We start from the raw sequence: 15044 nt of genomic DNA on the forward strand, positions 1-15044 counted from the left end.
GATAAGAAAGTGTTGCAAATGATAATGTTATTTATGATCTTTGATATAAATAGACTCACTTAAGCGGAGAAGAGCCGTTTTGGTAATAGTTTTGGTAATAGTTTGGAAATAGTTTGGTAATTAGCTCTGAGTTAGCAGCTGGGCAATGAATGTCAGACTGTATTTGGCTATTGGCTATTTGTCATCAGATTGTCATGGTTACCTCATTATTGAGGTAATCATCATCTGGTAATAATCTAGTGGCAACCTAAGCAAAACTCATCAACAAGGATCGTAAATGAACAAGCTACAAAGTATGTGCTTAATGAGTGTATTGGTATTGGCTTTACCGTTATCGGTGAGTGCCAAAGCACCATTAGAAGGCGAGCCGGAATGGGAAGCTAAAAAGCAATCAAGCAAGATTAAGCAATCAGAACAACAACGATTATTGCAACAGCTTAAGCAACGAGAGGAAGCGGAAAAAAAGGCGAATCAACAGCTGGAGAAAGAGAGCCAGTAATTATCAGCTTTTATTATTGTATAAGTTGAGCACTAAAAAGCAGCGATAACTTTCGCTGCTTTTTAGTTTTGTAGCGCTTAACTGTCTATCGAGCTTGCCAAATACTGATTATAGGTATCTTCTCCCCAGGCTATAAGCTTACCCTGTTTGAAGAGTAAAGGAGTGCACTCCTCTTTGGATGTTTCACCATCTGAGGTCTTATGATGAGTACGGTAAAAGAGTACTTGTAAGCTCTGCTCGTCAGATATTTTGGCTTCAGTAAAATCAGCTTTTCCGAACAAGGTTTTAATTTCTTCGATAGTTTGGCCAATAATCACTTCATTCATCAGCGCTTTATTGTAGGCTTGCCTATCTTCCCAATCCATTTCATCTGGACTGGGATCATACGAGACCATAATCACGGCGACAAAGGCGACATAAGCCACAAAGATACTGATGACAATGACTGGGAGTTTAGATTTCATCCTAGTAGTGCTTCCTTCACATAATTCTTTCTGTAGCGTTAAGGTACTACTTGAATGCCGCTAGGTAAATGCTGTGTGAGCAACTTTGTGTTAACAATTGTAAGTGCGGGCTACTGTTTATACTGATTGGTTTTATGGTTCAATTCTAAACTGCTTTAAATTGACATTCAAAGGTAGTTCAGTTTGCAGTTGAACCAATTTATAGCTTAGGCGCGCCATCTGTTTGCCTTGTTCAAGTTTTTTGGCTTGTTTAGACCCCACTTTATCGATGGAGCTGTAAATATTAGCTAAGGATCTAAAAATTTTGAGTAACTCAACGGCTGACTTAGGGCCAATGCCCGGAACGCCAGGAATTTTATTGCCGCTATCACCCGCAAGCGCTAAATAATCGATAAACTGAGCACGTTCAACCCCCAACTTTTTCTCCATCTCTTCGATAGTTAAATAGTCTTGATTAAAATGATCCCAGCGCTTGATACTAGGGTGGCTTAACTGACTAAAACCTTTGTCGGTCGAGACGATAATTGCTTCGCCATTCATGCTACTCAGTTTAGTCGCCAAGGTTGCGATGACATCATCAGCTTCAGAGTCTGCATTGATAGAGTTAAGTTGATGCTCTGCAAGATAGGCTTTGAGATCGTTAAGACCATTAGCCAGCGCTTCTGGCATAGGTTTACGGCCTTTCTTATAGTCTTCATATAGGGCTTTACGCCATGAAATGGCATCACCATCCCAAACGATAGCGGCATGACTGGGCTGATGGAACTTAAGTAGTTTACGACATGCACCATTGACTCGTTCTTTAAGCCCTGTGATATCGGATTCATTTGGCTGTGCGGCGTGAATGCGCCGCACTAAGTTCATGCCATCTATAATAAGAAATTTATTCATCTATTCGCTTTATTTCTAATTTTCTTAGTTAAGTGGTTATTTAATGACTTTGTAGCAGGGAACGTAAGCGCTTCCTGGTAGTTTCATACGCTGCTGTGATACAAAAGCGCTCAATAGGTCATCCATTAGTGCCATAAGCTTGGGATCTCCTTTAAGCTCAAAGGGCCCATTGGCTTCGATAGCTTTAATGGTGTCCATTTTAACATTACCAGCTACGATACCTGAGAATGCTTTTCTAAGGTTTGCAGCGAGCTCGGCTTTATTGGCTTGAAAGTGTAGATCTAGGTTACTCATTACCTCATGAGTCGGCTCAAATGGTAGCTGGAATTCAGGTTCTATTTTTAACGACCACTGATATTGATATGAGTCACCATTTTCTCTGCGGAAGGTTTTAATCTCTTCCATTGCCTGTTTTTGAATGCGAGCCACTTTTACTGGATCATCAATCACAATCTGGTACCTACTTTGAGCTTCAGCACCTAAGGTCGCGCCAATAAACTCATCGATACGTAGAAAATACTCTTCACTTTCTTTAGGCCCTGTGAGGACTAATGGAAAGGGAATATCTTGATTATCTTTATTAAGCAAAATACCTAACAGGTAGAGTAACTCTTCGGCTGTACCGGCACCGCCTGGGAAAATAATAATTCCGTGACCTAAGCGAACAAACGCCTCTAGACGCTTTTCAATATCGGGCAAGATCACCAACTCATTTACAATCTGATTCGGTGGCTCTGCAGCAATAATACTCGGCTCTGTTAGACCAATATAGCGGGCGTGATTAATTCGTTGCTTAGCGTGGCCAATCGCCGCACCTTTCATAGGTCCTTCCATTGCGCCAGGACCACAACCGGTACAAATATCGAGTTTACGTAGACCTAATTCATAACCCACTTCACGAGTATATTGGAATTCAATAGGGTTGATACTGTGACCACCCCAACAGACAACGACATTGGGATCCAACATCGGCATTGAGCGGGCATTACGTAGGATATCAAAGACCACGTTAGTGATGTGATTAGCATTGGTGAGATTGATGTGCTTGAGGTTCTCGTATTTGTCATTGATATACACGATATCTCTGAGTACCGAAAACAGGTGTTCTTGGATCCCCGCAATAATTTCACCGTCAACAAAGGCTTCTTCTGGCGGATTGATCAGTTCAATCTTAATGCCGCGCTCACGGCGTAGGACACTGATATTAAAATCACTAAATTGGGTGAAGAGGCCTTCGGCATTATCACTTTGTAGGCCTGATGCGAGAACGGCGAGTGAACAGCTACGGTAAAGCTGATAAAGTTCACTCTTTGCGTTTTGTTTTAATCGATCAACTTCCAGTTGTGACAGTTGATCTAGGCTTCCACGAGGACTAATTTTTACAATCATAGCAACTCCTTGAGCAGTGATAGGCAAGCTGTCCCACCAAGGCAAATGTGATAACGGGCGTTATCACAAGGGGATGTGCTTAGAAGTCGATAATGACTCTATCTCTGCTTTCGTTTTTGGCTTTATATAGCGCTGCGTCAGCTCGATCGAATGTTTCTGTTATGAGCTCATTTTCAATAATTTGTGCAGCGCCTATAGATACTGTAACCGTAATTCTCTGATTTTTAAACTTAAATGGAATACTTTTTACTTTTTCTCTCACTCGATTTAGTAAAGGTTGAATATCACTTTCGGCAATATCGGGCAGTAAAAGCACAAACTCTTCGCCACCATATCGAGCGACAAATTCAGATTCTCTTAGAGCATTTTTTAGTGCCATAGCAATAACTTGCAATGTTTTATCACCAGTGCTGTGACCAAAGCTATCGTTGATGGTTTTGAAATGATCAATATCGGCAACAGCAACCCATAATGGCTGTTTAGTGCGCTTATAGTTGCGATACTCAATATCCATACGTTCTTCTAACGCACTGCGATTCGGCAGTTGGGTTAATGAGTCTAACAGGTTTAGTTTTTGCTGCTCGAATAAGCGCTCTTTATATGATTCAGTTTCTTTCCCAAGCAGTTTGAGCTCTTGACGCAATGCTTCAACTGACTGCTTTAGCTGGGCTTGTTCTCTATTTTCAAGCTGTTCTTTACGAGACAGAGACTTGCGTAAAGAAGACAGGTGAAGGGTTACCTGATTTTTCAGTTCATCAATATTATCAACTTCAATTACCGCCTCTCCCACATTATCGACTTGAAAGTTGATATCGCGATTAAGCTGCTTTGTGACTTGAAAACTCTTTACTGAGTGACTATATGAATCAGTGACCACCTCTTGAACATTGCTCAGTGCATTATTGAGTATGTATAGAAACTCTTGCGAGGCGGTTTTTTCTCTCGCAATATTATCGAGTAGAAGACCAAGTACAACTTGGTAAGCATCAAGTAAGGTATCGAGTTCAAACTCTTCAGTTAATGAGCGCTTAATTTGAGAGACTTGCTCTCGCTGCTCTTTTCTAAATTCAATTTCTGACAGCAGTTGTGCAAGCTCATGAGCTGCTTGCCTATGACGAGGCAAAATTTCAAACTGATCCCCAAAACTTAGTTTTTCTTTTAAGATTTCATCATAAAAGTTAACCACTTTTTCTACTTTTGGAATGTAATCCCAATAGGTATGGAATGGCTTAAGCAGATCTTTTTTGAAGTAAGAAATCTCTAGCTTTAATTTACTCGGTAGAGATTCAACTCGCTGAATTTGGCTCACCATAGTGGCTAATGATTGGCGACTGTCTTCGAGCTGCAGCATCACTCGGGTATATTGCTGTTTAAGGATGGAGTCTGCTTCATTGAGATCTGAAATTGAGTCTTCGAATTGACTAAATTTGGTTAACTTGTGGCGCAACTTGGCAAGTTTGTTATCAAGCTCTAAATTTTGACCTTTACAGGCAAGGCTTAATTGAACAATAAATTGTATGAGGATGTTCAGCTTTTCATTTTGCTCTTCGCTCATCTCATCTAACGCCTGTCTAGCAGCAAAGAGCTTCTGCTGTAACAGACTTAATTGAGACGTACTTATGGCGGCATCCTTCATGCTTATTTTGGTTCCTATAAATTACGCAAGCTAAAAATGAATCTTAAATTTAAGCACTTATCTTACCAGTAGTCTTTAAAAAGAGAAATTAACATCGGCCAATGCCGAACTTTAAATGCTTATATGGCTACTTTGTCATCATTGATATCGATATTTTGATGACTCTTCCATCTTGGCCAAATGATCTCTTCTTTATTACCATTGGTTTCAACTTTAATTATGCCACGAACAATGCTTTTTTCGATATTAAGGTAAAGTGGCTTGTTAAATATTCCAGCTGAAGCAAAATTGAGTGCTTTCATTGTGACAAAATAGTCTTTCTCACTGCCTAATGTTTTGGCGGCAGATAACATCATCTGTAGGCTGCCAAAGTGTTGTCCAGCGGTCAGTTTGATAGCTAAATCACCTAGAAGCGGTAGGTGCAATATCCCCATATGAAGACTGGTCTCACCAAAATTGTCATTAATAACGCTTCTAAGTGTTGTTAGTAGGCTATTGGGTTCTATGGTTGAATCAAAACTGATTAAAAATAATCCTGGCCGGATAATGTAAGACTGGCACTTTAGGCTAGTTGTAATAGCGAGTAACTGCTGTTTATTCATATCAGTATTACACTGATAACCTTGAATCAAATCAGAGTTTAGTTGATCAGAAAGTGAAATCAGAGCCAGTGTTTTTATGGGCTTATTGTGCTGCGCGGCATAATCTAGCTTAAAAGCTAAATAGCCTGGAAGCTTTGTAAATGGTTCGAGTCGCTGAGCTTGAGCCAGGTTAGCGTTGACCACACTGAACTTGCTTTTAAGTCGCCATTGCTTGATTAATAACAACAGCATTAGGCAAAGGGCAAAGATGCAGAATAGGCTAACTAAGCGAGCGACATAGAGCTGATCACTTTTTGACTGTAACGCATTTTGGCTCTGACTTAAATTGAGCTTAAGTTTTTGCTCAATGATTTGCGACTGTTGCAGATCAAATTCACTCGATTGCAGCTCAGATTTGCTATCGAGTTGGTTAAGTATTAAAACGTTGTTATAGGCATCTTCATAGTGGCCAAGCTTTTCTAGTGCATCAATTTGTCTGGTTAATGCTTGCTTTAACTCGTTATTAAGCTGTTTCGCCTTGGCGATTTGAGCCGCTTTTTTTGCGTAATTAAGAGACTTTTGCCACTCGCCAGTGCTTGCTGTCACTTCTGCAATCAAGAGGTTGTTATAAACTAAATAGTGATCACTCTTTTTGGAAGTGAAAATCTTATTGGCTCGCTCAAGGTTAGTCAGTGAGCTTTTTAAGTCGCCTATCTTAAAGTAGGCCTCACCTAGGTTATGTAAGTTGAGGCCTAGACCAATATAATTGCCGAGTTTAGATTCAATCTGTTGTGCATTTAAGTGGTAATCAATCGCTTTGTACCACTGCCCTTGGCGGGCATAAATCATCGCGATGACCGTCATTGATGATGAAACATAGTTTTCGTTACCTAGCTTGCTAAAAGATTCGGCGGCGTTGTGGGCCGATGTGAGTGCCTCATCCCAAGATTCTAGATCGCGATAAACCCTCGCAAGTTGAAGTTCAATATGGGCGTTAAGAGAAGAGTGCTCTCCGCCACGGGTATACTTTACCGCTTCAGTGTAATGAGAAAGCGACTTGCCTAATTGATTTTGTTTATAAAAATACTTACCTAATATCGATTCAGTTTGGGCGATGAGGTAATTATTATTGAGCAGCTTTGCAGTAGCTGAGAGCTTTCTTAAGTGCTGCAGTGCAATCGCCTCTTTACGCAATATCATGTGCATAACACTGAGATCTTCTTGCAAGGTATATAGCAGTACTTGCTCGGCCAGGTTGTTTGAATGCTCTATCAAGGGCACCGCTTGTTGATAATGCTCGATAGCGCTGGCGTAGTCTTGTTGGCTTCTTCCAGCATAACGCCCTTTGAGCATGAGCAAGTAGCTTTTATCAAATGGGCTGTCGCTGATATGTTTAAGTTGCTCTATGAGCCGTTTCGCTGCGATATAACGGTTTTTATCTTTGTTATAAAGCGCCATCTTTAAGCGAGCCGATAGCTGAATGTCGCGCTTTAATTCTTCGCTTGAGAGGCGCATCTGTTGACTAAATAGGCTAAACGCTTGTGCAGAAGTGAAATTGGGTAATGCCGGTAGCGTTTTTGCTAAGGATTGCTCAAGTACTTTAGGTGCTTCCCTTAACTGCACTTCCGTTAAAAGCTCATCTCTTGGCGCAGCATAAACATGGCTGGCACAAAATGATGAAAGTGTGAACGATAATAGGGTGATGAAAATACGCATTAACATGCCAGTCCTTGTACTTAATCGTTAAATTAAGCGCCTGATTTTTGTTATTCTTTGGCCTAATTAAGTCTTATGTTATATTTTGCCGACTCAATGAAAACAATAATAACAGAAGGACGCGAGAGTGAAACCTGTAGTTCCCTTAATCTTAACTTTTGGTGCTTTAGCCTGTACTCATGCCATTGCCGACGTAAACTACCAGATCGACTTAACGAGCCCCGAACATCACTTAGCAAAAGTAACCGTCGTCTTTCCTGAAACTCAGTCAAAGGCTTTAGTGGTTAACCTGCCTGTATGGCGCACGGGTAAATATCAAGTATTGCCATTGGCCGATGCAGTGAGAACTTTTACTGCAACCGATGATACGGGCTCAGTGCTACCTTGGACGAGAACCGCAAGCGGTGAGTGGACAATAGCCTTAAGTGAACCCACGAGTGTAACGGTCAATTATCAGCTTTATGCCAACAAATTGGGGCAACGAGTCAACCATATCGATGCAAGCCATGCTTTTTTAGATGCCAGCGGTACCTTTGTTTATAGCCCTGAATTTAAGCATGAGCCTCTAACGGTCTCGCTTAATGTACCTAGTGATTGGAATAGTTACTCGGGGATGGATAGCGGCAATAACGCGCATACCTTCACTGCTAATAATTACGATATCTTAGTTGATTCGCCAATAGAGACGGGGATCAGTGAGCATCGAGAGTTTAGTGCAGATGGTCGGGATTATGAATTAGTGGTTTGGGGAGAGGGCAATTATAACATTGACCAAATGGTCACAGACTTGAGCAAGCTTAGCGGTCAGGCAGAGGTCATTTGGGATGATTATCCGTTTGAACGCTATGTCTATATGGTACACGCTACCAGTGGCGCTCGCGGGGCAACAGAGCATTTAAATTCGACCATTATTCAGCGTCCACGTTTTAGCTATCGAGAGCGTAAAGACTACTTAGGCTTTATCAAAACGGCCTCACATGAGTTTATTCATACCTGGAACGTCAAAGCGTATCGTCCTGATGGATTGGTGCCATACAACTATCAAGATGAAGGGATCACTGAACTATTGTGGATTGCAGAAGGCTCTACGAGTTACTTCCAAAGTCAATTATTACTGCGCGCAGGGGTGATGACGCCAAAAGAGTTTCTCGAAGACTTAGCAAAGCGAGTGGCACAAAGTGAGCAGACTCCGGGCAGAGAAGTGCAATCAATTGCCGAAGCGAGTGCTAATCAGTGGGCAAGTAGTGGTGGAGATTACGCGGTTAATCACAGCACGAACATCTACTCAGAAGGCTACTTAACGTCATTAGCGTTAGATTTTTCTTTACTTGAAGAAACCAAACTTAAACGTTCATATCGCGATGTGCACCGTAAACTCTACAATGAGTATCGTCTTCCTGTGGGTTACACCATTAGTGATGTGAAGCAGATTTTAAATAGCGTTGCAGGAACCAGTTATGAAAGCTGGTGGCAGGAGTATGTTAACTCGCCAGTAAGCTTAGACTTTGATCGCTTACTGGGTCTAGCGGGATTGAAAACTAGCTATGGTAAAGATGCCAAAGTAGAGCCTTTTACTGGCGTTACGTTAGCGTCAAATTCCTTGGTGTTATCACAAGTGCTCCGCAATGGCCCAGCATGGAATGCCGGCATCGTGCTTGGCGACGAGGTCGTTGCGGTTAACGGCCTTAAGGTTACCGCGGCGGGTTTTGAGTCGCGCATTAAAGACTTCAGTGCGGGTGACACGATAAAAGTGACGCTATTTAGTAATGACAGACTAAAAGATGTCGAGCTTAAACTGGGTGACAAGCAAAGTGGCAAGCTGGTCATTACCAGTGTTGATAAGCCAAGCCGCTCACAAAAAGCCTTCTTTAAGGCGTGGTTAGGTGTTGATTGGCCCTTCGATGCAGATGGCCAGCTAAAAGCGACTAAATCGGACTAAAACTGACCGAGTCTGACCGAGTCGTCATAAAACAGATTAAATAGTCTCAACGAAAAAGGCGCCATTTGGCGCCTTTTTATTGGGTAATAGCAAGCGTTATTAGATACTGTCTTCTAGGCCACCAAGCGCCTCAACAACCGCATTGATAAGCGCGATAAGCTCGCTGCTCATTAATGCAAAGTCAGCATCAAGTCTTGCCATCGGGTCGTCGTTGCCTAGGTCGTCGTTATCAGCTCTAAACTCTTCAGAGAACTTAAGGCGCTTAATCGCGGCATCGGACTGCAATACAAACGCAATTGATTGACCAAAATGCAGTGCTAACTTATGCACTTGCTTACCGACTTCAATATGTGCCAGTACTTCGTTTTCGCTTAAGTCTTGCTGCTTAAATCGAACGATACCGCCTTCGTCAGAATCGCTCTTAAGCTCAGCTTCATCTTGCATTTCAAAGGCGGGTGGTGTTTTGCCTTCTTTTAGCCATTCAGTTAGCTGAGTTTCAATTGGCGTCTTAAAGCTGATTGGAATAATAGGTAGCGTGCCAATTGCTTTACGCAATAAAGCCATTAGTTCTTCAGACTTAGCTGCACTAGAGCTGTCAACGAGCACCATTTGAATTTCAGGTAAAATCAATGCACGAATTTGGCTACGACGAGAAAAAGCACGTGGTAATAAGGTCGTGGTGATCTCATCTTTAAGTGCGTCTTTTTCTTTCTTAGCGAGTTTACGGTTTTCTTCAGCCTCAATTTGACTGACTTTTTCTTCAAGTGCTTCTTTGATTACTTGAGACGGTAAAATCTTTTCTTCTTTAGTCGCGCAGATTAGGTGTCTGTCGCCAGCGGTGTGGATCAAAGTTTCGCCATGCTTGCCCATGGCCTTAGAGAATCCAAATTTACTGATGTCTTGGCTTGAGCAAGGAGAGAAAGTGAAGTCTTCCAGTGATTTTTCTAGTGAATCAGGGTCAACAGAGAAAGGCTTGTTAAAGCGGTATACAGTTAGATTTTTAAACCACATAGATAAGTGCTCAATCAAAATTAAAGCCGCAGTGTAAGGCATTGTCCGGTTCGGGTAAACCGCCTCATTGCCATCTTGGATCCTCATTATGCGACATTTCATTAAAGTGTCACATTTCTTACACTTTGGCTAAAAGGCACGCTAGCTCTGGGTTAGCGGATCTCAGTCGCTCAAGATTTAATAAATATGTCTTTATTCACTCTTTGCTGAAATAAAAATGCAACAAATCATCTTCATTATGGCGCTCGTCCGAACCAATAACTAAGACGAATAACGTCAAAAGGATTAAATGATGAACGTTTTCTGTAAAACTCTACTGGCTTCAGCTCTTGCTACTGCAACACTTTCTTCTGCTTATGCTGCGGACCCTCTTACGGTTTACGGCAAGCTAAATGTGACTGCACAGTCAAACGATGTAAATGATGAATCAACAACGACGATTCAATCTAATGCTTCTCGTTTTGGTGTTAAAGGTGCTTTTGAACTAAGCAACTCTCTTGAAGCGTTTTACACGATTGAATATGAAGTTGATACGGGTGACTCAAGTAAAAATAACTTTGAAGCGCGTAACCAGTTTGTTGGTCTTAAAGGTAATTTCGGTGCATTCTCTGTAGGTCGTAACGATACCATGCTTAAGATTTCACAAGGTAAAGTTGACCAGTTCAATGACCTATCTGGTGACTTGAAAAACTTGTTTAAAGGTGAAAACCGTATTGAACAAACAGCAACTTATGTAACGCCTTCATTTAGTGGTTTCAAAGTCGGTGTGACATATGCTGCTGACGGTGCAGGCTCGCAATACGGACAAGATGGATACAGTGTTGCAGCTATGTACGGTGATGCCAAGCTGAAGAACTCACCAATCTTTGCTTCTGTTGCCTATGATGCAGACGTAAAAGGTTATGAAGTTGTACGTGCAACGGTTCAAGGTAAAATTGCTGGGCTTAAGCTAGGTGGTATGTACCAGCAGCAAGAAGAGACGTATGAAATTGACGGCACGGCAACCGTTGGTGCAAAAAGCAAATCAGGTTACCTGTTAAGTGCAGCTTACCAAATTGAAGCGATTGTATTAAAAGCGCAGTATCAAGACATGGAAGATAAGGGTGATTCTTGGTCAGTTGGTGGCGATTATAAGTTAGGTAAGCCAACTAAGTTATTCGCGTTCTACACCAGTCGCTCATATGAGAAGGTTTCAAACGACGACAACTACGTAGGTATTGGTCTAGAACACAAGTTCTAAGCTGAAACTTTATTAAAAGGGGGCTTAGGCCCCTTTTTTGATCTGGGCTTAAGTATGCTGTTTAATGGCATATTTTATGTTTGCTTTCGGCTATAGACTAGCGGCATCTGTACATAAATAAATACACTGCTAGCTAATGGAAACTTGGTATAAGCGGAAAGTAATATTTATGACAAAAATATCGTTTAATATGGCAAAATATCTCGGTGTTTAATATTAATGTCACAAAAGTGACCAATAATAGCATCGTAGAAATTCACTGATAGAAGATCGATTATGACTGCAAGGATTTTGATAGTTGAAGATGAGTTAGCCATCCGTGAGATGTTAACTTTTGTTTTGGAACAGCATGGTTATACCACTGTCGCTGCTGAGGATTATGACTCTGCACTCGATATGTTAACTGAGCCTTACCCGGATCTCGTATTGCTCGATTGGATGTTCCCTGGTGGTAGCGGTATTCAGTTAGCGAAGCGCTTACGCCAAGACGAATTCACTCGTCATATTCCTATTATCATGTTGACTGCGCGTGGCGAAGAGGAAGATAAGGTACGTGGCCTGGAAGTCGGCGCCGACGACTTTATTACTAAACCTTTTTCACCTAAAGAGCTAGTGGCACGGATTAAAGCTGTAATGCGCCGTAGTGCGCCTACTTGCCTAGAAGATCCTATCGATGTTCAAGGCCTGCAATTGGATCCTGTTAGTCACCGCGTCACTGTCGGTGAAGACGTGCTTGATATGGGACCCACAGAATTTAGATTATTGCATTTCTTTATGACCCACCAAGAACGCGTGTATAGCCGTGAGCAACTACTCGATAATGTTTGGGGGACTAACGTGTATGTTGAAGATAGAACTGTTGACGTACATATTAGACGCTTAAGAAAAGCGGTAACTCAATCAGGTCACGATCGCCTTATTCAGACCGTTCGCGGTGCTGGTTATCGTTTCTCTACCAGACTCTAGTTTTATATCAATCGTACTAAATATGTGATTGGTATTATACCCCATAGGCACAAGGTTGATTTTACGCTATCTTGTGCCGAGTCCTCCCATATGGTCGTTATATTGGTAACACATGTTTGATTCATATTCTGGGTACCGTTTAGTTTCCCGATTGGTGATTTATCTGGCTTTGTGTTTGTTGGTCGGTTTGCTTGTCGGTGAAGTGATTTGGATTTTGTTATTCGGATCGATTTCTCTGTTAATTTGGCATTATCGCCAATTATCTCGTTTAAATTTTTGGCTATGGCATGATCGCCGTCTTACCCCCCCAAATGGCAGTGGCAGTTGGGAAGGGGTATTTAATGGTATCTATCGCTTACAAGGAAAAAATCGTAAACGAGTGTCACAGCTTGCGTTTTTACTTGGACGTTTCAGGCAAGGTGCCGAAGCACTACCTGACGCAGCAGTTGTATTAGACTCTGAACATAATATTTTGTGGTGTAATAAACTGGCGCAATTGCTGTTAGGTTTTGTATGGCCACAAGATAATGGGCAGCGGATCGATAATCTTATTCGTCATCCGGATTTTTCCGCTTATCTTAAAAATAATGAATACCAAGAGCCGTTAGAGTTAGCGTCGCCTCAGTCTGAAGGGCATATTCTTGAAATCCGGATTATGGGCTATGGTGCAGGTCAACTGTTATTGATTGCCCGTGACATTTCCCGAGTTCGTCAGCTCGAGGGGATGCGTAAAGAGTTTGTCGCCAATGTATCTCATGAGCTAAAAACGCCATTAACAGTGCTGCAAGGCTACTTGGAAATGATGCAGTCTATGGCAGAACCAGATTCGCCGAATGTCAGGGCGATGGAGCTGATGCAGCAGCAAACAACGCGAATGCGCTCTATGGTTGAGCAGCTGCTGGCATTATCAAGAATTGAAGATGCCAGCGATGTGAATTTAGAGGTTAAGGTTAGTATGTCGCAGATGATAGATATCTTGCGTGATGAAGCCTTAGCCTTGGCGCAAGAGCAGTATGACATTAGTTTTTATTGTGAGCCTGGGCTTGATGTATATGGCAATGAATTACAGCTCAGGAGTGTGTGCTCGAATCTGATTTCTAATGCGATTCGCTATACTGAACCTGGTGGTAAAATTGAGATAAGCTGGCGCAAGATTGCCATTGGTGGTTTGTTTAGTGTTAAAGATAATGGCGAGGGGATTGCACCGCAGCATATTGGTCGGTTAACCGAGCGTTTTTATCGAGTCGATAGTGCGCGCTCAAGCCAGTGCGGTGGTACAGGTCTGGGGCTGGCGATCACCAAGCATGCGCTGCATCATCACCAAAGTGAACTCAATATTGCCAGTCAGTTGGGTAAGGGCAGTACCTTTAGTTTTGTGATCCCGCAAAACTTAATTGAGTATACGGTGCCAGATCACGAATAATGCGGCTGCTTTTAAAATAAATGTCATATAAAAACAGGCTTATGCCTGTTTTTTTTATCAATAGGTCTAAATTTGTTTGGCTTGTCATCGAAGTGTCACTTAGTAGTAATAGACTTGTCATCAATGGAGTCAATACTGACAGCGTTTTAAAATACTAAGATATCAACACTGGAGCAAAGAATGAAACTGAAACAACTTGTTGGCGCGGTAAGTTTTACTGCAGCGACTGTATTTTCTGCAGCATCAATGGCTGAAATCGACCAGTCTTTACCAACTTACGAAAAGACGAGCGGCGTGTCAGGTAATTTATCTTCTGTTGGCTCAGATACATTAGCGAACATGATGACGCTTTGGGCTGAAGACTTTAAGCAGCTTTATCCAAACGTTAATATTCAAATTCAAGCTGCAGGTTCTTCTACTGCGCCACCAGCATTAACGGAAGGTACTTCTCAGTTCGGCCCAATGAGCCGTAAGATGAAGCCAAACGAGGTTGAAGCATTTGAAAAGCATTATGGCTACCAGCCAACGGCTATTCGTGTAGCAATTGATGCCTTAGCGGTATTTGTGCATAAAGATAACCCAATCGAAGGCCTGAGCATTGAGCAGATCGATGGTATTTTCTCTTCTACTGATAAATGTGGCGGCGGTGATATTACTCGTTGGGGTGAAGTGGGTCTTGATGGCGGCTGGACGGCGAGAGATATACAGCTTTACGGTCGTAACTCAGTATCTGGTACCTACGGTTACTTCAAAAAGAAAGCGCTATGTAAAGGTGACTTTAAAGCGAACGTAAACGAGCAGCCAGGTTCAGCTTCAGTCGTGCAGTCTGTCTCTCAATCACTTAATGCGATTGGTTACTCGGGTATTGGGTATAAGACTGCTGGCGTTAAAGCGGTTGCGATTTCTAAAAAAGGCACAAACTATATCCCAGCTACTGCAGACAATGCGGCAACGGGCAAGTATCCACTGTCTCGCTACCTATACGTATATGTGAACAAGCATCCAAACAAAGATCTATCGCCAATGGATCGCGAATTCATCCGCTACGTACTATCGATGCAAGGTCAACAAATTGTTGAAAAAGACGGTTATGTTGCACTACCACGCAGCGTTATCGCAAAAGATTTAGCTAAAGCTGGCATTCGTCTTTAATGATGAGTTAGCACTCATCTTAAACGATGAATAGTGAACAAAGAAAAGGCCTCTAAATAGAGTAATGCCGTTCACTTAAGGTGAACGGCATTTTTATTTTTGGCATACCGTTGAGGCCTTGGTTTTACTGTTCTGGG

General features: G+C 42.1%; 12 protein-coding genes. 6 read left to right on the forward strand and 6 right to left on the reverse strand.

What is annotated here, in order from left to right:
• Positions 1 to 277: 277 nt before the first annotated feature.
• On the forward strand, positions 278 to 499 hold the full coding sequence (locus tag ACVBIK_RS20150; RefSeq protein ID WP_447160042.1) for a hypothetical protein: 222 nt from the start codon (positions 278 to 280) through the stop codon (positions 497 to 499).
• Positions 500 to 576: 77 nt separating this feature from the next.
• Here ACVBIK_RS20150 and ACVBIK_RS20155 read toward each other — a convergent pair whose 3' ends face one another.
• The 5 genes from ACVBIK_RS20155 to ACVBIK_RS20175 all read right to left on the reverse strand — a co-directional run bounded on the left by ACVBIK_RS20155 (position 577) and on the right by ACVBIK_RS20175 (position 7176).
• Positions 577 to 963, reverse strand: coding sequence for a DUF3192 domain-containing protein (locus ACVBIK_RS20155; RefSeq protein WP_447160041.1), 387 nt, complete (start codon positions 961 to 963; stop codon positions 577 to 579).
• A 132-nt stretch (positions 964 to 1095) separates the two neighbouring features.
• The gene (gene xni / locus ACVBIK_RS20160; protein WP_447160040.1) at positions 1096 to 1854 is read right to left on the reverse strand and encodes a flap endonuclease Xni; all 759 of its coding nucleotides are present in this window, start codon (positions 1852 to 1854) and stop codon (positions 1096 to 1098) included.
• A 36-nt stretch (positions 1855 to 1890) separates the two neighbouring features.
• Positions 1891 to 3243: a nucleotide 5'-monophosphate nucleosidase PpnN gene (ppnN, locus tag ACVBIK_RS20165; RefSeq protein ID WP_447170372.1), complete on the reverse strand. Its 1353-nt coding sequence runs from the start codon at positions 3241 to 3243 to the stop codon at positions 1891 to 1893.
• Positions 3244 to 3322: 79 nt separating this feature from the next.
• The gene (locus tag ACVBIK_RS20170) at positions 3323 to 4879 is read right to left on the reverse strand and encodes a GGDEF domain-containing protein (protein WP_447170373.1); all 1557 of its coding nucleotides are present in this window, start codon (positions 4877 to 4879) and stop codon (positions 3323 to 3325) included.
• 119 nt (positions 4880 to 4998) lie between these two features.
• A complete protein-coding gene (locus ACVBIK_RS20175; RefSeq protein ID WP_447170374.1) occupies positions 4999 to 7176 on the reverse strand; it encodes a tetratricopeptide repeat protein in 2178 nt (725 codons plus the stop codon).
• Between the two features lie 127 nt (positions 7177 to 7303).
• Between ACVBIK_RS20175 and ACVBIK_RS20180 the strand changes: the two genes are divergently transcribed.
• The gene (locus ACVBIK_RS20180) at positions 7304 to 9115 is read left to right on the forward strand and encodes a M61 family metallopeptidase (RefSeq protein WP_447160036.1); all 1812 of its coding nucleotides are present in this window, start codon (positions 7304 to 7306) and stop codon (positions 9113 to 9115) included.
• Between the two features lie 99 nt (positions 9116 to 9214).
• Here ACVBIK_RS20180 and rdgC read toward each other — a convergent pair whose 3' ends face one another.
• Positions 9215 to 10126 carry a recombination-associated protein RdgC gene (gene rdgC / locus ACVBIK_RS20185; protein ID WP_447160191.1) on the reverse strand — a complete coding sequence of 304 codons (912 nt, stop codon included), beginning with the start codon at positions 10124 to 10126 and terminating at the stop codon, positions 9215 to 9217.
• 289 nt (positions 10127 to 10415) lie between these two features.
• On the opposite strand from rdgC, the gene ACVBIK_RS20190 reads away from it, so the two are divergent.
• The 4 genes from ACVBIK_RS20190 (at position 10416) to ACVBIK_RS20205 (ending at position 14907) form a co-directional block, all read left to right on the forward strand.
• Positions 10416 to 11366 (forward strand): porin, encoded by a 951-nt coding sequence (locus ACVBIK_RS20190; RefSeq protein ID WP_447160035.1) that lies wholly within the window; start codon positions 10416 to 10418, stop codon positions 11364 to 11366.
• Between the two features lie 276 nt (positions 11367 to 11642).
• The gene (gene phoB, locus ACVBIK_RS20195) at positions 11643 to 12332 is read left to right on the forward strand and encodes a phosphate regulon transcriptional regulator PhoB (RefSeq protein WP_447160034.1); all 690 of its coding nucleotides are present in this window, start codon (positions 11643 to 11645) and stop codon (positions 12330 to 12332) included.
• A 112-nt stretch (positions 12333 to 12444) separates the two neighbouring features.
• Entirely contained in the window at positions 12445 to 13755 is a 1311-nt protein-coding gene (gene phoR, locus ACVBIK_RS20200) for a phosphate regulon sensor histidine kinase PhoR (RefSeq protein WP_447163644.1), read from the forward strand.
• Between the two features lie 180 nt (positions 13756 to 13935).
• Positions 13936 to 14907: a PstS family phosphate ABC transporter substrate-binding protein gene (locus ACVBIK_RS20205; RefSeq protein WP_447160032.1), complete on the forward strand. Its 972-nt coding sequence runs from the start codon at positions 13936 to 13938 to the stop codon at positions 14905 to 14907.
• The last annotated feature ends 137 nt before the right edge of the window (positions 14908 to 15044 follow it).

It is taken from the genome of Shewanella sp. 125m-1 (genome assembly GCF_052977065.1).